A 15,831-nucleotide genomic window follows, 5' to 3' on the forward strand; every position below is an offset into this window, starting at 1 on the left:
GTGGTGCGTCTCCTTTTGGATGGGGTGAGCGCCGGAGCGCCGTCAGAGTCTACGGGGTGGCGACTGTATGCAACCCTAGTTCAGGAGGGGGGACCAGGCGGGGTCCGAGCCCGAGGTGGGGTAGGGCACCGGCTGCAGGATCCGGCCCGTGACGTCGACGCTCCAGAGCCTGGGCGCGCCGCCGCGGGTCTCCCGCGAGAACATCAGCACCCGGCCGTTCGGCGCCCAGGTCGGGCCCTCGTCCAGGTAGCCGGAGGTGAGCAGCCGCTCGTCCGAGCCGTCGGCGCGCATGACGCCGATGTGGAACTGGCCGCCGGACTGCTTGGTGAAGGCGATGAACTCGCCCGTGGGGCTCCACACCGGCGTGGTGTAGCGCCCGCCGCCGAAGGTGATCCGGCGCGGGTTCGAGCCGTCGGCGCCCATGACGTAGAGCTGGGGCGAGCCGGACCGGTCGGAGTTGAAGACGATCCGCGAGCCGTCGGGCGAGAACGACGCGGAGGTGTCGATCCCCGGATCGGCCGTGAGCCGCGCGGTCTGGCGGCTGCGCAGGTCCATGACGAAGATGTCGGAGTTGCCGCCGCGCTCGACGGAGAAGGCCACCTTGCCGCCGTCGGCCGAGAAGCGCGGGGCGAACACCATGCCACGGAAGTCGCCCAGGCTCTCGCGCCGGCCGGTCTCCAGGTTGAACAGGTAGATCGACGAGCCCTCGGGCCGCAGCGCCATGTAGGTGATCTCCTGGCTGTTGGAGGAGAACCTCGGCGTCATGACGATGTAGGAGCCGTCGGTCAGGTAGGAGGGGTTGGCGCCGTCCTGGTCCATGATCGCCAGCCGCTTGGTGCGCGCGCCGCGCCCGCCGCTCTCGGCGACGAAGACCACGCGGGTGTCGAAATAGCCCTTCTCCCCGGTCAGCCGCTCGTAGACGGCGTCGGAGATCTTGTGGGCCACGCGCCGCCAGTTTTCCGGGCTGGAGGTGAACTGCAGGCCGAGGAGCTGCTGCTCGGCGAACACGTCCCACAGGCGGAAGTCCACCCGCAGCCGGCCGCCCTCCACCGTCACCTGGCCGTTGACCAGGGCCTGGGCGTTGATCTGCTTCCAGTCGGCGAAGCGGGGCTGCACGGCAGCGGTCAGGTCGCGCTCGATGAAGCTCGCCGGATCCAGCGGCCGGAACAGGCCCGAGCGCTGCAGATTGCCGGAGATGACGCCGGCGATGTCGCCGCCCACCTGGCCGCCGCCGAAGGCGGGGATCGCCACGGGCAGGGGCTGGACGTCGCCGCGGTTGACGTTGACCTCGATCTCCGCGCGCGCGGCCGGGGCGGCGAGCCCCACGCCGAGCGCCGTCACGAGGACCAGCATCAGGGTCTTCAGCGGCATGGATAGGCTCCGGGGGATCATAGCTTGCAGGCCTCGCGGGCGTTGAAGTTCACCGCCACCCGCTGGCCGTAGAACTCGCGGGGCAGGTTGCGGAAGGGCGACGCGGCGTAGACGGCGCGCACCGCGCGGTCGGCGGCGGCCTGGGCCACCGCGTTGCGGGCGCCGCGGATCTCGGCGGCAGGCTCGCCCACCAGCTGGCCGCCGGCGCCGAGGGCGAAGGTGACGCGGACCACCACCTCGCGGCCGCCCTCCACCTCGCAGTTAGGATTCCAGCGGCGCTGCAGCTCGTCGGCGAGGCCGGTCATGGCCTGGGCGGCGGAGAGGCCGGAGCCGAGGTTCGGCCGGGCCTGCTGCGCGGTTTCGGGGCGTGAGGCGCCCTTGGGCGCCGAGGAGGGCTTGGCGGGCGCGCTCTTCGACTTCGGGATGCTGGCCAGCAGGGCGTCGAAGTCGAGGCCCTTCTCGGCGGGCTTGGTCTGCGCCTTCTGAGGCGCGGACTTCTCGGCGGGCTTCGCGGGCGCGGTCTGGGCGACCGGGGCGGGCGTGGGCGGAGCGGGCGTGGGCTCCGGCGGTGCGGACTCCAGGGGCGCATCCGGCACGGGCAGTTCGGTCTGGGCGGTCTGCTCCACCGGCGCCTGCTCGGCGGCGCGCAGGTCGGTCTGCGGGGCGTTGGCCACGATCGTCACGGGCACCACCGCGCCCACCTTCAGGTCCCGGGTCCAGGGCCAGGAGATGAGCAGGGCCGCGGCGACCCCTGCGTGCAGGAGGACGGAGCCCGCGGCGGCCGGTGACAGCTCCCTGCGGATCACGGCGCGGCCGCCTCCTCGGGGCTGGCGCCCGACGACGGGCCGCCGGTGTCGGTGATCAGGTTGATGGAGGTGAAGCCGGAGGTGGAGAGCGAGGCCATCACCTGGGCCACCACCTCATAGGACGCTTGGCCGTCGGCGCGGACGTAGATCGGCTTGGTGGTCGCGGGCCCGGCCATCTCCTTCAGTCGCGGGGCGAGGCGCGAGAAGGCCACCGGGTCCTCGCCCACGAAGATCGAGCCGTTGGCCTGGATGGAGACGGTGATCGGGTCCGACTGGTCCTGCATGGCGCCGGCCTCGGTCTTGGGTAGCTCCACGGGCACGCCGGCGGTCAGCAGCGGCGCGGAGATCATGAAGATGATCAGCAGCACCAGCATCACGTCGACCAGGGGGGTGACGTTGATCTCCGACAGCGTGCCGCGCCGGCCGCGGCCGTAGCGGCGGCGGTTGCGGCGGCCGCCGGCGGCGAAGGCGTCGTTGGCCGAAAGCCCCATCTCAGACCCGCTCCGCCAGGCGCCGCTGGATGGCGGTGGAGAGGTCGTCGGCGAAGCCCTCGAGCCTGGCCGTGTACTTCCCCGCCTTGGTCGAGAAGGCGTTGAAGGCGATGTAGGCCGGGATCGCCGCCACCAGGCCGATGGCGGTGGCGAACAGGGCCTCGGCGATCGATGGCGCGACGACGGCCAGAGACGTGTTCTTCTGGATCGCGATCGACTGGAAGGCGTGCATGATCCCCCAGACGGTGCCGAACAGCCCCACGAAGGGCGAGGCGGTGGCGACGATCGCCAGTGTGCCCAGGCCCTCCTCGATCCGCTGGCTCTCCCGGGCGATGATGGTGTCGAGCACCCGGTCGATGCGCTGGACCAGGAAGGCGGCCTGGCTGTCGGTCTGGCCCTTCTGACGGGCGTCGCGCCATTCCTTCAGCGCGCCCTGCAGCATGCGGGGGAGCGCATGGCGCGGCCGCTCGCCGGCCTCGGCGGCGATCTCCTCGAGGCTGCGGCCGGAGGCGACGGCGTCCTCGAAGCGGTTGGCCTCACGGTTGAGGGCGGCGAAGCGGAACAGCTTGTCGAGGATCACCGTCCACGACCAGAGCGAGGCGGCGGCAAGCCCGATCATCACCAGCTTCACGACCCAGTCGGCGCGCAGGAAGAGGGTGAGGGCGTCGAAGGTCTCGGGGCTGACGGCGGCGGCTGGATCCATGGGCGTTCCGGACGTTGGGCTTGAGTGTGTGGTTTGCGCGGTCCTGAGGCGAACTTAAGGCGCCGCGGGGAACAGCGGCTTCAGCGCGTCGATCAGCCCCGAGGGCGGCTTGCGGGGCCGGCCGGCCAGGTCGATGCAGGCCGCCTCCACCTCGGCCGAGGCGACCAGCTCGTCGCCGCGCATGATCCGCTGGCGGATGAAGAGCCGGGGCCCGCGGACGGACTCGTAGATCGTGCGGACCTGCAGGGCGTCGTCGATCCGCGCCGCGCGCCGGTACTCGATGCAGAGCTTCACCACGGTGAAGGCGGCCGGGTCCGGGCGTTCGAGGAGCGCGGCGTGGCTGATCCCGGCCACCCGCAGGAAGTCGCTCCGGCCGCGCTCGAAAAACCGCGCATAGTTGCCGTGGTACACCACCCCGGTGAAGTCGGTGTCCTCGTAGTAGACGCGCACGGGCAGGACGTGCTCGCGACCTTCGAGCCAGCCGGCGGAGGGTTGATTCGCATCCATCGGGCGGAGTCTAGCGGCTCCTTGCGGCGAGCGGTGAACATGCCGGCGTTATGCCGGGGCACTATTTGTCGAACAGGTCCGGGGGCGCCCCAGCTCCCTTCGGCGCGGCCAGGCCCAGGTGCTCGTAGGCCCGCGCCGTGGCCATCCGCCCGCGCGGCGTGCGCTGCAGGAAACCCTGCTGGAGGAGGAAGGGTTCGATCACGTCCTCCACCGCGTCGCGCGCCTCGGCGATGGCGTAGGCCAGGGTCTCCACGCCCGCCGGGCCGCCGGCGTAGTTCTCGATCAGGGCGCGAAGGTAGCGGCGGTCGAGCGCGTCCAGCCCGTGCTCGTCCACGTCGAGGCGAGCCAGGGCCGAGGCGGCCGCCTTCCGGTCGATCACCGTCGAGCCATCGGCGGCGGCGAAGTCGCGCACCCGGCGAAGCAGCCGGCCGGCCACCCGCGGGGTGCCGCGCGAGCGCCGGGCGATCTCGGCCGCGCCCTCCGGCGCCAGCGATAGGCCCATCTTGGCCGCGGCCCCGGCGAGCACCTGGGAGAGCTCCTCGTGGGTATAGAATTCGAGCCGGAGCGGGATGCCAAAGCGGTCGCGCAGCGGCGTGGCCAGCAGGCCCGCCCGGGTGGTCGCGGCCACGAGCGTGAAGGGCGCGAGGTCGATGCGGATCGAGCGCGCCGAGGGCCCCTCGCCGATCACCAGGTCGAGGACGTGGTCCTCCATGGCCGGGTAGAGGATCTCCTCGACGTTGGCCGCCAGCCGGTGGATCTCGTCGATGAACAGGACGTCGCGCGGCTCGAGGTTGGTCAGGATGGCCGCCAGGTCGCCCGCCTTGGCGAGCACCGGGCCGCTCGTGGCGCGGAAGTTCACGCCGAGCTCGCGGGCGACGATCTGGGCCAGCGTCGTCTTGCCCAGCCCCGGCGGGCCGAACAGCAGCACATGGTCCAGCGCCTCGCCGCGGCCGCGGGCGGCGTCGATGAACACCGAGAGGTTCGCCTTGGCCTGCTTCTGGCCCACGAACTCGGCCAGCGTCTGCGGCCTGAGCGCCCGGTCCTGCCCCTCGAAGGGCTGCGCGTCGCCGGAAACGAGACGGGTCATGTCCAACTGGCTACGCCCGGGTCGCGGCGATGTCCAAGGCTGTTCGGTTCTTCCACCCTACCGCCCCAGCTCCTGGAGGCCAGCCTTGATGAGGGCCTGGACCTCGGCGTCTTCGCCCAGGCGGAGCGAGGCCTGCTCGACCACGCGGCGGGCGGCGGGCTCGGCGACGCCGAGGCCCATCAGGGCGGCCACGGCCTCCCCGGAGGCCGAGGGCTTCACGGGCGCGGGCTGGGCGGCGGTGGCGTGGAAGGCGGCCACGGGGCCGTCGGTGATCGGCTTGCCCTTCAGCTCGAGCACGATGCGCTGGGCGAGCTTCGGGCCGACCCCTTGCGCCCGGGCCACGGCGGCCTTGTCGTCACGGGCGCAGGCGGCGGCGAGTTCGGGGGGCGTCAGCACGTCGAGGACCGCCAGCGCCGCCTTGGGCCCCACCCCCTGGATGGTCTTCAGGATGACGAAGGCCCGGCGCTCCTCGCGGCCGAGGAAGCCGTAGAGGGTCAGGCCGGTCTGCTCGCCCCACTGGCTCTCCACATGGACCACGGTCTCGCCGCCCACCTCCGGCAGGCGCGACAGGGTGCGGGCGCCGCAACGGACCACATAGCCGACCCCGGAGACGTCGATCAGGGCCTCCTCCTCGCCGACCTCGGCGACGATCCCGTGCAGGCGGCCGATCATCTAGGCGACCCTCGTCAGGTGCGCGCGGGCCGTGCGGGCGTGCGCATGGGCGATGGCGACGGCGAGCGCGTCGGCGGCGTCGGCGGTGGTCTTGCCGGCGGCGGGCAGCAGGCGGGTGATCATGAAGCCCACCTGAGCCTTGTCGGCCGAGCCCGTGCCGACCACGGCCTTCTTGACCACGGTTGCAGCGTATTCGGCGACCGGGAGCCCCGCGCGCGCCGGGGCCAGCAAGGCGCAGGCGCGGGCGTGGCCGAGCTTCAGGGCCGAGGCGGCGTTGTTGTTCATGAAGGTCTCCTCCACCGCGGCCTCGTCGGGCGCGTGCAGGGCGATCACCTCGCTGATCGCCTCGAAGAGGACGAGCAGGCGCTCGGCGAAGGGGGCCGCGGTGTCGGGCGTGATCACCCCGTGCGCCACGTGGCTGAGCCGCGCGCCCTCGCACGCCACCACTCCCCAGCCGGTGCGGCGGAGGCCGGGGTCGAGGCCCAGGATCCGGACGGACCCGGGGCCGGAAGAGCGAATCGCGTTCGTCATCTGTTCACCAGGGTGACCGATGCGGCCGACGTGGTGAAGGGGGCGTTAAGAGGGGCGGCCGGCTGCTGCTGGTGGACGGGCCGGCCTAGCGGCGGCGGTTGCGCAGGTAGACCGGCAGCAGGCCGGCGAAGAGGGCCAGGAGGATCGCGGCCCAGCTGGCGGGGGATATGTCGGTCATCGGCGGCGTCCTGGGTTTGCGGCCCCAGGTTGCGGGCTCGCGCGGCGGCGCGCAAGCGGAGCCCGCGCCGCTAGCCCTTCGGCTTGAGGTCCGGGCGGGCGGCGAGGAAGGCGGCGCGTTCGGCTGGGGTGAGGATCTTGGCCTTCTTCTGGCGGGAGACCTTCGGGGTGGGGCGGGCGTAGGCCTCCGGCTCACGGCTCTTGCCTGAGCCGCCCTTCAGGTCGGAGAGGCGGGTGGGGGGCGGTTTCATGGGAGCCTCGCGGGGACGCCGCCATTCCCTATCGATGCGCGGATCCTGACGTCTTCTTGGCAGATTCCCCCGTCGGGGCTCAGCGTTTCCTGAAGCGCGCGGCCTCGGCGGCCAGGTTCGCAGCCCAGGGCGCGGGGGCGTCATCCTCGGGCTGGAAGGGCAACTCGCCGGCGACGCCGCGCAGGGCGAGCCAGAGCTGCTGGTTGAAGTGGCCGAGGATGCGCAGCGGCCGGCGCTTGTCGTCGGTCACGTCCCAGCCGGCGTCCTCGAAGGCGAACACCTGCTTGTTGAGCGGCTGGGTCTCGACGCCGTCCCAGCCGGGTGGCCGGGGCGCCGCCTCGGCCTCGTCTGCGGTGAGGCCGAACAGGGCCCGCGAGCAGTCGTCGAGCTCGGGATGTTCGGAGCGCGCCTCCGGCTCGGCGAATTCACGCTTCATCACCGCCCGGAACTCCAGGTCGGCGACGCCGGGCAGGTCGATCAGGCGGCGGAGAGCGGGGCGGGCGGACATGCGGCAGGCGTAGCGCGAATGGGCCGCCGTGGCGAGCGGCGGAAGCAACTGGAGGCCGCCCAGACCGGACTGAAACTCAAGAAAAATCAGCCCCTCCGGACGGCGTGGCCACCCGGTGACTATGCTGCGCCGCAGAAATCCCTGGCGTCCGGCCACAAAGTGTGAGATAAGAGGACATCGAATATCGTTTTCGGTTCGGTTGCTCTCCACGCTTGTTCTTCGGATCGAGCCCGAGCCTGCCTAGACCCTCTCCGACTTTCTGATCTCGCGCCCTCTCCGGGGCGTGCGACAACGCATAATCTATATGGTGATTTATCATGACGACCGGCACCGTGAAGTGGTTCAACCCCACCAAGGGCTTCGGCTTCATCCAACCCGACGACGGCGGCGCGGACGTGTTCGTCCACATCTCCGCGGTCGAGCGCGCGGGCCTCGGCTCCCTGCATGAGGGCCAGAAGCTCGGCTACGAGATGGAACGCGATCAGCGCAGCGGCAAGATGTCCGCTGGCCAGCTGCAAGCGGCCTAAGACGCGTCCCGTCGCGCGAGCGACGGGACCATGGATGGGCGGCTGGCGGAAGCCGGCCGCCTTTTTCATGTTCGGATGACAATCATGACCCTATCGACGATCGAACGCGCGTACGCCCTGGCCCGTACCGGCCGGTACGCCAACGTGGCGCAGCTCCAGCGCCAGCTGAACGAAGACGGCTGCCGGGCCGTGGAGGCGCTGCTGTCGCCCCGCAACATCAAGAGCCACCTGGAAGCCATCTGCGCGGCCTCCTCGAAGGCGCCGCGCACCAGCTGAGGCCTGCGCCCGGACTGGCCAAAGGCCGGCCGGCGCCCCACATCGGAAGCGGCGCCGCCGACGGGGGCGGGGCCGATCAGCCGATCAGGAGCCGAGCATGAGCGAGACCGCCGTCTACACGCCGCCGAAGGTGTGGACCTGGAACAAGGCCAACGGGGGCCGGTTCGCCAACATCAACCGGCCGGTGGCGGGCCCGACGCACGACAAGGACCTGCCGGTCGGCAAGCATCCCTTCCAGCTCTATTCCCTGGCCACGCCCAACGGGGTGAAGGTGACGGTGATGCTGGAGGAACTCCTGGCGGCCGGCCATTCGGGCGCGGAGTACGACGCCTGGCTGACCGTGATCGGCAACGGGGACCAGTTCTCCTCCGGCTTCGTGGCCGTGAACCCCAACTCCAAGATCCCCGCCCTGATGGACCGGTCCGGGCCCGAGCCCATCCGGGTGTTCGAGAGCGGCGCCATCCTGCTGCACCTGGCGGAGAAGTTCGGGGCCTTCCTCCCGAAGGACGGCGCGACGCGGGCCGAGTGCCTGTCGTGGCTGTTCTGGCAGATGGGCAGCGCGCCCTATGTCGGCGGCGGCTTCGGCCATTTCTATGCCTACGCCCCTGAGAAGTTCGAATACGCCATCGACCGCTTCGCCATGGAGACCAAGCGCCAGCTCGACGTGCTGGATCGCAGGCTGGGCGAGGCCGAGTACCTGGCCGGCGCCGAGTACACCATCGCCGATATCGCGGTCTGGCCCTGGTACGGCGGGCTGGTGAAGGGCGTGATCTATGACGCCGCCGAGTTTCTGTCGGCGCACGAGTACAAGAACCTGATGCGCTGGGCCGACCAGATCGCCGAGCGCCCGGCCGTGCAGCGGGGCCGGATGGTCAACCGCACCTGGGGCGATCCGGCGAGCCAACTGCACGAGCGCCACGACGCCTCCGACTTCGAGACGAAGACCCAGGACAAGGTGGAGGCGGCGGCGAGCGCCTAGGGCCGCTGGCGCTTGGCGTCGGCGGTCGCGGCGGCAAGCTTCCTGATCCGCTGCTCGTAGAGGCCGGCCAGGCGATCCGGATCGTCCACGCCGTTGCGCGCGTCGCGCCAGGCGAGCTGGCGCTGGCGCAGCAGGCCGCGATCGGCGTGGGCGTCGAGGGCCTCGGCGTAGGCCTGGCGGAGTTCCTGCTGCAGGCGCTGCAGCGCCGGGTCGGCGCAGATCGCGCGGTCGGCCGGCGTGGGGGCGGCGGCGCAGGCGTCGGGCTCGGCGGCCGGCGGTTGGGGCGGCTCCGGCGCGCGGGTCGCGGCGTCCTCGCCGGCCTCGGCGGCGTCGGGGGAGGTCAGCACCAGCTGCAACTGGTCGGGCGCTTCCGCGTCGGGAGCGACGGTCTCCACCGGCAGGACCGGCGGCGCGGCGATCTCGGCGACAGCGGGGGCGAGCGCGGCGGGCGGCTGGACCGCGGCGACCTGAACGGGCGCGGCGGCAGGCGTCAGGGCCCGGGACGCGCCGACGCCGGTCCAGATGGCGAGCGCCACGCCGGCGGCGACACCCACCGACGCGCCGGCGGCGAACACCACCAGCCCCGGCGGACCGCGGCGTTCGGGCCGGCGCTTCTTAGGCGCTGCGGGCGGGTGGACCGCCAGGGTCAGGCCCGCAAGCGGGTCGGCGTCGGGGTCCGGCTCGGCGGGCGGCGGGTCGGGCATGGCCAGGAGCTCATCCTCGACCTTGCGGTCCAGCGGGTCCCCAAGGTCGAGGTCGATGATGCGCGGTTCGGCCGGGCGGCGGCGGCCGCGGGGTTTCGGACCGCTCTCGCGGCGCCGGGCCATCTCCTGGAGGATCTGGTAGGACTGCGCGGCCTGGCCGCGGTCGCGGGCGGAGTCCAGCAGGCTGCGGAGCTCCGCGGCGCTGAGGCTCGTAAGGTCAAGCTGCATGAGGCGAGGAATCCCGGGCGCGTGACATCGTTCGCCGGCGCCCGTCTCACCAGCGTGACGATCCTCGCCCGGCCGGAGGCCGTGGGGAACGCGTCATTCCGCCTCAGCGGCGCTTGCCGAGCTCGGCGGCGATGTCCTTGGTCAGCCGGCCGACCTTGCGGTGGGCGGCGGTGAGCTGGTCGCGGGTGACGCCCCAGCGCTTCATCCAGTACTCGACGGCCTTTCGTTCGGAGAGGTCGAGCCGGTCCTTGTCGATGAAGCCGCGCTTGTCCTTCAGGCCCGCCATCTACTTCTTCATCCACGGCTTGGAGGCGCCGGCGGCGACGCGGGCGCTCTGCTCGCGCTGGAAGCGGCCGCCGCGAGGCGGCTTCGGCTGGGCGTCCAGGGCCGCCTTCTTGAGGCGCAGGGCCCGCTGCATCGGGGTCTCGGCCGGGCCGTCGTCGGAAGCATCGCTCATGCTGCAGCCTAGCACATGCGGGGCGGCGGGGGCTAAACCCTCCGCGCGAAGGTCGAGCGGGAGCGTGCGATGAGCGAAGGCGAGTTCGTCTAAGACGAGGCCAGCGGCGAGTGGATCAGCGCGGCCGAGGCCGCGGAGAAGGCGAAGGCCGCGGGCCAGGTGGAGGTCCGCGACTCGGCCGGCAACCTGCTCGCCGACGGCGACGCGGTGACTCTGATCAAGGATCTGAAGGTGAAGGGCGCGGACCAGACGCTGAAGCGCGGCACGGTGATCCGCTCGATCCGTCTGACCGGCGACCCCCAGGAGATCGACTGCCGCCACGAGGGCATCAAGGGCCTGGTGCTGCGCGCGGAGTTCGTGCGCAAGGCCTGACGACGGGATCGGCGGCGGCTCCTCCGTCCCAGGGAGCCGCCGCCGGACCTTAGCTCGCGCGCCCTAGCTCAGGACGACGATCGCCACGCGCCGGTTCTGGGCCCGGCCGTCGGCGTTGTCGTTGGGGGCCACGGGGGCCTCCTCGCCGTAGGAGATGGTCGCCATCCGGTTCAGCGCCACGCCCTGCTGGCTGAGGTACTTGCGCACGGCTTCGGCGCGGGCCTCGCCCAGTTGGTCGTTGTAGGCTTCCGGGCCGGTGGCGTCGGTGTGGCCCTGGATCTCCAGATAGACGTTGCGGTTCTCCGACTTCAGCCGCTGGGCGAATTCCGCCAGGCGGGCCTCGGCCTCGGGCGAGAGCGCGTGGCGGTCGACGGGGAACTTCACGGAGTCGTCGGACAGGACGACCTCGTAGAGGAACTTGCCTTCGGCCAGCTTGTGGGCGGCGTTGGCGCGGGCGAGCGCCTCGCCGGCCGTGCCTTCCACCCGGGTGACGCGGGTGTCGACGACCGCCACCTGGTCGCGGACGAAGCGGTGGCTGGCGCACCCGCTCGCCAGGAGCCCGGCCATCAAGACCGCGCCTGTCACGGCCACCATCCTAGTTCTTGCGTGGGTCAATTTGCGTTTCCTTTCAGCAAAGTCCCCACCCCCAAGGCTCACGCCAATGTGTAGGTGCCGTTCCGCCAGTGGCGGCCTCATGACGTGAGCGTGGCCGGAAGAGGGCAGCTTGACTGTAACGCAACAATCGGGGCCGGCCGGGCCCGTGGGCGCCACGATCCTGACGCGAGCGCATGGTCCTCAATGCCCAGGATGGAGACGCAGAGCCCCAGGCCCGAGACGGACCGGGCGGCGCGCATGCGGCGCGCCCGACGGCGGCGCTGGCTGGCCGGCGGGGCCAGCCTCGCCCTGCACCTGGCGATCCCGCTGGTGTTCCTGGCCACGCGCAGCGACGCGCCGGACGGGCTGGCCGAGCTGCCCGACCCGGTGGTGCTGAGCCTCGTAGAGCCGCCGCCACCGCCGCCTCCGGAGCCGGAGCCCGCCGCGGCCGGGCCCGCCAAGGCCTCGCCCTCGCCGCCGGCCCGTCCGGAGCCGCCGAGGCCCGCCCCGCCGCGCGCCCTGCGTCCTGTTCCCGTGCCCCCCGAGGTGGTCCCGGTGGTCCTCCCGGCCACCCCCGCTCCGCAGCCCATAGCCGGCCTCAGCGAGTCCCAGTTGGTCGGCGCGATCACCGCCGGCGGCGGATCGGGCGCGGGCGGCGGCGGGGCCGGCGCGGCCGGCGAGGGGCAGACGTGCGACATGGTCCGCCGGCTGCAGACGGCGCTGAGGGAGGACCCTGAGGTGCGCGCGGCCGCCGCGGAGGCGCAGCGCTCCGTGGCCGGGGCCGGCAAGGCCGCGGTGCTGGTCTGGGACGGCGACTGGATCCGCAGCGGCGCGCAGGAGGGCAAGGGCCTCGCCGGCGTGCGCCAGGCGATCATCATGGAGGTGGGATTCGCGCCGGAGGCCTGCCGCCGCGAGCCGGTTCAGGGGCGCGTGGTGCTGTCGATGTCGGACGGGCCGGGCTCCCCGCGACTGGTGCTGGGCTCGGGCCGCTGGCGCTGGACCGACCTGCTCGGCCGGCGGATCGCGAGATAATTTGCCTTTGGCATGAAACCGATCACGGTTTCGTGCGCTCAAGCTGCATCGGGGAACCTATCAAAGGAGAAGAATTCCGATGCGCGCCATCACCGCGATCGCCGCCGCCTGTGCGGCCCTGAGCCTCGCCGCCTGCACCAACAGCGAAGCCGACAAGGCCGCCGAGGCCAAGGCCGACGCTCTGGAATCCCAGGCCGCCGCCACTCCCAACGAAGCGCAGGAGAGCGCGCTGAACGCCCAGGCCGACGCGGTCGAGCAACAGGCTGGCAACGCCGACGGCGGCGCCACCACCTCGAACACGCCGAGCACCGACGCGGCCGCCACGGCTCCGGCCACGGACGCGCCGAAGCAGTAAGGAGATCCGCGGCCGCGGAGCGGAGCCGCGGCCGAGGCTATCCCGAGAGCCCCGCCGTCCCCAGGGACGGCGGGGTTTTTCGTGCGCCAGGCGGCGGTTCGCGCCCCGCTTGACCCCCATCAAGGGGCTTCCGCTGGCGCGGGGCTAGGCTCAGGAGGAAGGAGAAAAAGCCATGACCTCCCGCCTTGGCCCCGTTCTCGCCGTCGCCCTCCTCGCCAGCGCCTTCGCTGCCCCGCCCGCGGCCGCCCACTGCGACATGGTGGACGGACCCGTCGCCAAGGCGGCGCTGAAGGCCCTCGACACGGGCAATGTGAACCTGGCGCTGCCCTACGCCCCGGTGGCGGCTGAGGCGGAGATTCGCGCGCGGTTCGACGCGGCCCACAAGGTGCGGAGCCTCGGCCCCGACGCCCGGGCGCTCGCCGACCACGCCTTCATGGAGACCGTGGTGCGCCTGCACCGCCAGGGCGAAGGCGCCGCTTTCCAGGGGCTGAAGCCGGCCGGCCTGGACCACGGGCCGGCGATCCCGGCGGCCGAGGCCGCCGTGAACGACGGCGACCTGACGCGCCTGCGCGCGGTGCTCCGCCACGACATCGACGAGGGGCTCGAGCATCGGCTCCGGCACGTCCGCGAGACGCAGGACGCGCCGGCCGAGGCGCGGACGCCCGAGGACGTGGCCGAGGTTCGGGCGCGCGTTTCCGCCGAACTCGGCTTCGTCACCTATGCCGAGACGCTCCGCCAGGCCGCCATGGGCGAGTTCGACCACCCCGAATAGGCCCGCGGGAACCCCGCCACCTCCGGAGGGCGGCGGGGCAGGGGCGTGGCTCAGTAGGACTTGCGGACCGTCAGACCCACCGTCCGCGGCGGGTTGGTCAGGAAGCCATAGCGGGCGCGCAGGCCGCGCTCGCGGTCCAGCGCCAGGCGGGCCCGCTCGTCGCCCAGGTTGTTCACGAAGGCGGCGGCCTCCCAGTCCGCGCCACGCACGCCGAGCCGCAGGTTGACCACGTCGTAGCGCGGCAGCTCCAGCGGGAAGGCCAGGGTGGAGACCGTGGTCGCGCCGATGTTGGTGAACAGCGGCACGCTGCGCGGATTGTCCTCCTGGTCGGAGATCTGGGTGTAGCGCTTGCCCACGTGCTGCCAGGTGACGTTGGCGAAGGCGTCGAGGCCGGAGGTCACCTCCCGCTCGTAACCGACGCTGAACGAGGCCTGGAACTTCGGCACCGTCGGCAGGCGGTTGCCGTCGCGCAGGCCCTGGATCGGCTGGCCGGCGGCGTCCACCACGCTCGAGGTGAGCTGGGCGTCGTTGTAGGAGGCGGTGGCGGCCACGTCGAAGTTGTCGGTCAGCCGCCAGGCGACCTCGGCGTCGAAGCCGACGGACTTCGCCTTCGGCACGTTGACGATGACCCGCGAGGAGCAGCTTCCCGCGTCGATCGTCGCCTGCAGGTTCTTGATGTCGGCGTAGAAGCCCGCGAGCGTCATGGACCCGCGGCCGCCGCCGAGCCGGGCCTTCATGCCGGCCTCGTAGTTCCACACCGTCTCGTTGCCGAAGCTGGGCTCGGAGAGGGCGCCGAAGGTGGCGAAGTCGGCGGCCGTGCAGAGCGGACGGTTGAGCGGGTCGTTGATCCCGCCCAGCCGGAAGCCCTTGGACGCCTGGGCGTTGAAGGTGACGTCCTCGCTGGCCTCGTAGGCGACGATCACCCGCGGCGCCCAGCTGTCGGCGCTGGTCTTGCCGGGCACGGCGATGGTGCGCTCGGCGAAGATGCCGTCGAAGGTGAGCTCACGCGTCTCCTCGTAGTCGGACCAGCGCAGGCCGGCGGTGACGTCGAGCCGTTCCGTGACCTGGAAGGTCCCTTCGCCGAACACCGCGAACTGCTTCTGCTTGTAGGGCACGGTGGAGAAATAGAGGCTGTCGCGCGGCGCGGCCGGGCCGGCCGTGGGGATCCCCGTGGCCGCCTCGAAGCCGGCCACCTGCAGGTCCTGGGCATAGTCGCGGTCGATGTTGGAGTAGAAGGCCCCGACCACCCACTGCAGCGGGCCCTCGCCGTCGGAGGCCAGCCGAACCTCCTGGGTGAAGGACTTCACGTCTGTGGTGTCGATCAGCGGTGCGTCCAGCAGGTAGACGGCCGGCGGCAGGCCGATGGAGCCGCCGGTGATCGAGCCGGTGAGCGCGGTGGCGTCGCGGTGGACCAGCACCTCGCGGTCGGTGAAGGTGGAGACCGAGGTGAGCGAGAACGCCCCGAGGTCGGCCTCCAGCGTCAGGTCGCCCAGGAGGAACTCGTCCTCGAACTTCTCCTTGAACTGGGTGAACTGCTTCAGGCCCCCCAGGCGCACGGGCGGCCGGCTGGTGGTGAACTCGTTGGCCAGGATGTTGAAGATGTCGACCCGGTTGAAGCCGTCGACGTCGATCTTCTGGTAGAGCAGCCGCGGCGTGATGGTGACGTTTTCCGTGGCCTCCAGGCGGAGCGCCGCGCGCACGCCCCGGCGGTAGCCGTCGTTGACATCCTCGTTCACTCCGCCGCCCGGCTGGACCGCGTCGATGAAGCCCGGGAACTGCGAGGCGTAGCCGGTGACGCGCAGCGCCGCGCGGGGGCTGAGCGGCAGGTTCACCGTGCCCTTCAGGTCGCCGCCGAACTCGCCGCCCTGGACCTTGGAGAGTGTCGCCTCGGCGGTGGCCTCGAAGCCTTCCGGGTCCGGCTGGTTGGTGATGTAGCGGACCGTGCCGGAGAGCGAACCGGAGCCGTAGAGCGTGCCTTGGGGCCCGCGCAGCACTTCCACGCGGTTGAGGTCGAACAGGTCGAGGTCCGGCGTGAACAGCGAGAGCGAGATCACGCTCTCGTCGAGGTAGACGCCGACCTGCTCCTTCACGCCCGGCTGGTCTCGGACGATCTGGCCGGCCGAGATGCCGCGGATCGCCACCTGGCTCTGGCCGGGGCCGAGGTTCTGGACGGTGAAGCTGGCCACGGTGCGCGACAGCTCCTCGACGTTGGTGACGCCTCGGTCGCGCATCTGCTGCTCGCTCTGGGCGTTCACCGAGAACGGCACGTCGATCAGGGCCTCGTCGCGCTTGCGCGCGGTGACCACCAGTTCCTCGATCTCGTTCTGAGCGTGGGCGGCGCCGGGTGCGGCCAGCGCCAATACGAGCGTGCTCGCCGTGGCGGCGAGCCCGGTGCGGGTTTTCAGCATCATCTATCCTCCCGTGGTGCATG

At 71.9% G+C, this 15,831-nt stretch carries 22 protein-coding genes; 7 read left to right on the forward strand and 15 right to left on the reverse strand.

From position 1 onward, the window contains the following. Positions 1 to 75: 75 nt before the first annotated feature. The 10 genes from tolB to VM685_RS09160 form a co-directional block, all read right to left on the reverse strand. On the reverse strand, positions 76 to 1,371 hold the full coding sequence (tolB, locus tag VM685_RS09115; protein WP_325459827.1) for a Tol-Pal system beta propeller repeat protein TolB: 1,296 nt from the start codon (positions 1,369 to 1,371) through the stop codon (positions 76 to 78). Positions 1,372 to 1,388: 17 nt separating this feature from the next. Continuing rightward, entirely contained in the window at positions 1,389 to 2,177 is a 789-nt protein-coding gene (locus VM685_RS09120; RefSeq protein ID WP_325459828.1) for an energy transducer TonB, read from the reverse strand. Then, positions 2,174 to 2,668, reverse strand: coding sequence for a biopolymer transporter ExbD (locus tag VM685_RS09125; RefSeq protein WP_325459829.1), 495 nt, complete (start codon positions 2,666 to 2,668; stop codon positions 2,174 to 2,176). Before VM685_RS09125 ends, VM685_RS09120 begins: the two co-directional genes overlap by 4 nt. A gap of 1 nt (position 2,669) precedes the next feature. Further along, positions 2,670 to 3,371, reverse strand: a complete 702-nt coding sequence (gene tolQ, locus VM685_RS09130; RefSeq protein ID WP_325459830.1) for a protein TolQ — start codon at positions 3,369 to 3,371, stop codon at positions 2,670 to 2,672. A 54-nt stretch (positions 3,372 to 3,425) separates the two neighbouring features. Continuing rightward, positions 3,426 to 3,878, reverse strand: a complete 453-nt coding sequence (locus tag VM685_RS09135; RefSeq protein ID WP_325459831.1) for a YbgC/FadM family acyl-CoA thioesterase — start codon at positions 3,876 to 3,878, stop codon at positions 3,426 to 3,428. 61 nt (positions 3,879 to 3,939) lie between these two features. Then, a complete protein-coding gene (ruvB, locus tag VM685_RS09140; RefSeq protein ID WP_325459832.1) occupies positions 3,940 to 4,965 on the reverse strand; it encodes a Holliday junction branch migration DNA helicase RuvB in 1,026 nt (341 codons plus the stop codon). 57 nt (positions 4,966 to 5,022) lie between these two features. Then, the gene (gene ruvA / locus VM685_RS09145; protein WP_325459833.1) at positions 5,023 to 5,637 is read right to left on the reverse strand and encodes a Holliday junction branch migration protein RuvA; all 615 of its coding nucleotides are present in this window, start codon (positions 5,635 to 5,637) and stop codon (positions 5,023 to 5,025) included. Beyond that, positions 5,638 to 6,168, reverse strand: coding sequence for a crossover junction endodeoxyribonuclease RuvC (ruvC, locus tag VM685_RS09150; protein WP_325459834.1), 531 nt, complete (start codon positions 6,166 to 6,168; stop codon positions 5,638 to 5,640). It lies immediately after the preceding gene. Positions 6,169 to 6,416: 248 nt separating this feature from the next. Further along, complete coding sequence (locus VM685_RS09155) at positions 6,417 to 6,596, reverse strand: hypothetical protein (RefSeq protein WP_325459835.1); 180 nt, start codon at positions 6,594 to 6,596, stop codon at positions 6,417 to 6,419. A 79-nt stretch (positions 6,597 to 6,675) separates the two neighbouring features. Then, on the reverse strand, positions 6,676 to 7,104 hold the full coding sequence (locus VM685_RS09160) for a hypothetical protein (protein ID WP_325459836.1): 429 nt from the start codon (positions 7,102 to 7,104) through the stop codon (positions 6,676 to 6,678). A gap of 317 nt (positions 7,105 to 7,421) precedes the next feature. On the opposite strand from VM685_RS09160, the gene VM685_RS09165 reads away from it, so the two are divergent. From VM685_RS09165 to yghU, 3 genes are all read left to right on the forward strand, one after another. Next, a complete protein-coding gene (locus tag VM685_RS09165) occupies positions 7,422 to 7,631 on the forward strand; it encodes a cold-shock protein (protein ID WP_325459837.1) in 210 nt (69 codons plus the stop codon). A gap of 84 nt (positions 7,632 to 7,715) precedes the next feature. Further along, complete coding sequence (locus VM685_RS09170) at positions 7,716 to 7,907, forward strand: hypothetical protein (RefSeq protein ID WP_325459838.1); 192 nt, start codon at positions 7,716 to 7,718, stop codon at positions 7,905 to 7,907. A 97-nt stretch (positions 7,908 to 8,004) separates the two neighbouring features. Continuing rightward, the gene (gene yghU, locus VM685_RS09175) at positions 8,005 to 8,886 is read left to right on the forward strand and encodes a glutathione-dependent disulfide-bond oxidoreductase (RefSeq protein WP_325459839.1); all 882 of its coding nucleotides are present in this window, start codon (positions 8,005 to 8,007) and stop codon (positions 8,884 to 8,886) included. Here yghU and VM685_RS09180 read toward each other — a convergent pair. From VM685_RS09180 to VM685_RS09190, 3 genes are all read right to left on the reverse strand, one after another. Then, a complete protein-coding gene (locus VM685_RS09180) occupies positions 8,883 to 9,818 on the reverse strand; it encodes a hypothetical protein (RefSeq protein ID WP_325459840.1) in 936 nt (311 codons plus the stop codon). The genes yghU and VM685_RS09180 overlap by 4 nt on opposite strands. 103 nt (positions 9,819 to 9,921) lie before the next feature. Then, positions 9,922 to 10,104: a DUF3606 domain-containing protein gene (locus VM685_RS09185; RefSeq protein WP_325459841.1), complete on the reverse strand. Its 183-nt coding sequence runs from the start codon at positions 10,102 to 10,104 to the stop codon at positions 9,922 to 9,924. Further along, positions 10,105 to 10,275, reverse strand: coding sequence for a hypothetical protein (locus tag VM685_RS09190; protein WP_325459842.1), 171 nt, complete (start codon positions 10,273 to 10,275; stop codon positions 10,105 to 10,107). Positions 10,276 to 10,434: 159 nt separating this feature from the next. Between VM685_RS09190 and VM685_RS09195 the strand changes: the two genes are divergently transcribed. Then, positions 10,435 to 10,647 (forward strand): alkylphosphonate utilization protein, encoded by a 213-nt coding sequence (locus VM685_RS09195; protein WP_325459843.1) that lies wholly within the window; start codon positions 10,435 to 10,437, stop codon positions 10,645 to 10,647. 63 nt (positions 10,648 to 10,710) lie between these two features. On the opposite strand, the gene VM685_RS09200 is transcribed toward VM685_RS09195, so the two are convergent. Continuing rightward, positions 10,711 to 11,214 carry an OmpA family protein gene (locus VM685_RS09200; protein WP_325459844.1) on the reverse strand — a complete coding sequence of 168 codons (504 nt, stop codon included), beginning with the start codon at positions 11,212 to 11,214 and terminating at the stop codon, positions 10,711 to 10,713. A 240-nt stretch (positions 11,215 to 11,454) separates the two neighbouring features. Here VM685_RS09200 and VM685_RS09205 point away from each other — a divergent pair, with 240 nt between their 5' ends. From VM685_RS09205 to VM685_RS09215, 3 genes are all read left to right on the forward strand, one after another. Then, positions 11,455 to 12,273 carry a hypothetical protein gene (locus VM685_RS09205; protein ID WP_325459845.1) on the forward strand — a complete coding sequence of 273 codons (819 nt, stop codon included), beginning with the start codon at positions 11,455 to 11,457 and terminating at the stop codon, positions 12,271 to 12,273. A gap of 79 nt (positions 12,274 to 12,352) precedes the next feature. Continuing rightward, on the forward strand, positions 12,353 to 12,628 hold the full coding sequence (locus VM685_RS09210; RefSeq protein ID WP_325459846.1) for a hypothetical protein: 276 nt from the start codon (positions 12,353 to 12,355) through the stop codon (positions 12,626 to 12,628). A gap of 172 nt (positions 12,629 to 12,800) precedes the next feature. Further along, positions 12,801 to 13,400 (forward strand): DUF6448 family protein, encoded by a 600-nt coding sequence (locus VM685_RS09215; RefSeq protein ID WP_325459847.1) that lies wholly within the window; start codon positions 12,801 to 12,803, stop codon positions 13,398 to 13,400. A 50-nt stretch (positions 13,401 to 13,450) separates the two neighbouring features. Here VM685_RS09215 and VM685_RS09220 read toward each other — a convergent pair whose 3' ends face one another. Then, a complete protein-coding gene (locus tag VM685_RS09220) occupies positions 13,451 to 15,811 on the reverse strand; it encodes a TonB-dependent receptor (RefSeq protein ID WP_325459848.1) in 2,361 nt (786 codons plus the stop codon). Positions 15,812 to 15,831 lie beyond the last annotated feature (20 nt).

It is taken from the genome of Phenylobacterium sp. (assembly GCF_035539035.1).
GTDB lineage: Bacteria > Pseudomonadota > Alphaproteobacteria > Caulobacterales > Caulobacteraceae > Phenylobacterium.

Coding starts and splice junctions, on each gene's coding strand:
- VM685_RS09185 (WP_325459841.1), bottom strand. CDS start 10,104: ATGGCGGGCCTGAAGGACAAGCGCGGCTTCATCGACAAGGACCGGCTC.
- VM685_RS09125 (WP_325459829.1), bottom strand. CDS start 2,668: ATGGGGCTTTCGGCCAACGACGCCTTCGCCGCCGGCGGCCGCCGCAAC.
- VM685_RS09155 (WP_325459835.1), bottom strand. CDS start 6,596: ATGAAACCGCCCCCCACCCGCCTCTCCGACCTGAAGGGCGGCTCAGGC.
- VM685_RS09165 (WP_325459837.1), top strand. CDS start 7,422: ATGACGACCGGCACCGTGAAGTGGTTCAACCCCACCAAGGGCTTCGGC.
- VM685_RS09190 (WP_325459842.1), bottom strand. CDS start 10,275: ATGAGCGATGCTTCCGACGACGGCCCGGCCGAGACCCCGATGCAGCGG.
- VM685_RS09160 (WP_325459836.1), bottom strand. CDS start 7,104: ATGTCCGCCCGCCCCGCTCTCCGCCGCCTGATCGACCTGCCCGGCGTC.
- ruvB (WP_325459832.1), bottom strand. CDS start 4,965: ATGACCCGTCTCGTTTCCGGCGACGCGCAGCCCTTCGAGGGGCAGGAC.
- VM685_RS09210 (WP_325459846.1), top strand. CDS start 12,353: ATGCGCGCCATCACCGCGATCGCCGCCGCCTGTGCGGCCCTGAGCCTC.
- tolQ (WP_325459830.1), bottom strand. CDS start 3,371: ATGGATCCAGCCGCCGCCGTCAGCCCCGAGACCTTCGACGCCCTCACC.
- VM685_RS09135 (WP_325459831.1), bottom strand. CDS start 3,878: ATGGATGCGAATCAACCCTCCGCCGGCTGGCTCGAAGGTCGCGAGCAC.
- VM685_RS09215 (WP_325459847.1), top strand. CDS start 12,801: ATGACCTCCCGCCTTGGCCCCGTTCTCGCCGTCGCCCTCCTCGCCAGC.
- VM685_RS09180 (WP_325459840.1), bottom strand. CDS start 9,818: ATGCAGCTTGACCTTACGAGCCTCAGCGCCGCGGAGCTCCGCAGCCTG.
- VM685_RS09170 (WP_325459838.1), top strand. CDS start 7,716: ATGACCCTATCGACGATCGAACGCGCGTACGCCCTGGCCCGTACCGGC.
- yghU (WP_325459839.1), top strand. CDS start 8,005: ATGAGCGAGACCGCCGTCTACACGCCGCCGAAGGTGTGGACCTGGAAC.
- VM685_RS09220 (WP_325459848.1), bottom strand. CDS start 15,811: ATGATGCTGAAAACCCGCACCGGGCTCGCCGCCACGGCGAGCACGCTC.
- tolB (WP_325459827.1), bottom strand. CDS start 1,371: ATGCCGCTGAAGACCCTGATGCTGGTCCTCGTGACGGCGCTCGGCGTG.
- ruvA (WP_325459833.1), bottom strand. CDS start 5,637: ATGATCGGCCGCCTGCACGGGATCGTCGCCGAGGTCGGCGAGGAGGAG.
- ruvC (WP_325459834.1), bottom strand. CDS start 6,168: ATGACGAACGCGATTCGCTCTTCCGGCCCCGGGTCCGTCCGGATCCTG.
- VM685_RS09205 (WP_325459845.1), top strand. CDS start 11,455: ATGGAGACGCAGAGCCCCAGGCCCGAGACGGACCGGGCGGCGCGCATG.
- VM685_RS09200 (WP_325459844.1), bottom strand. CDS start 11,214: ATGGCCGGGCTCCTGGCGAGCGGGTGCGCCAGCCACCGCTTCGTCCGC.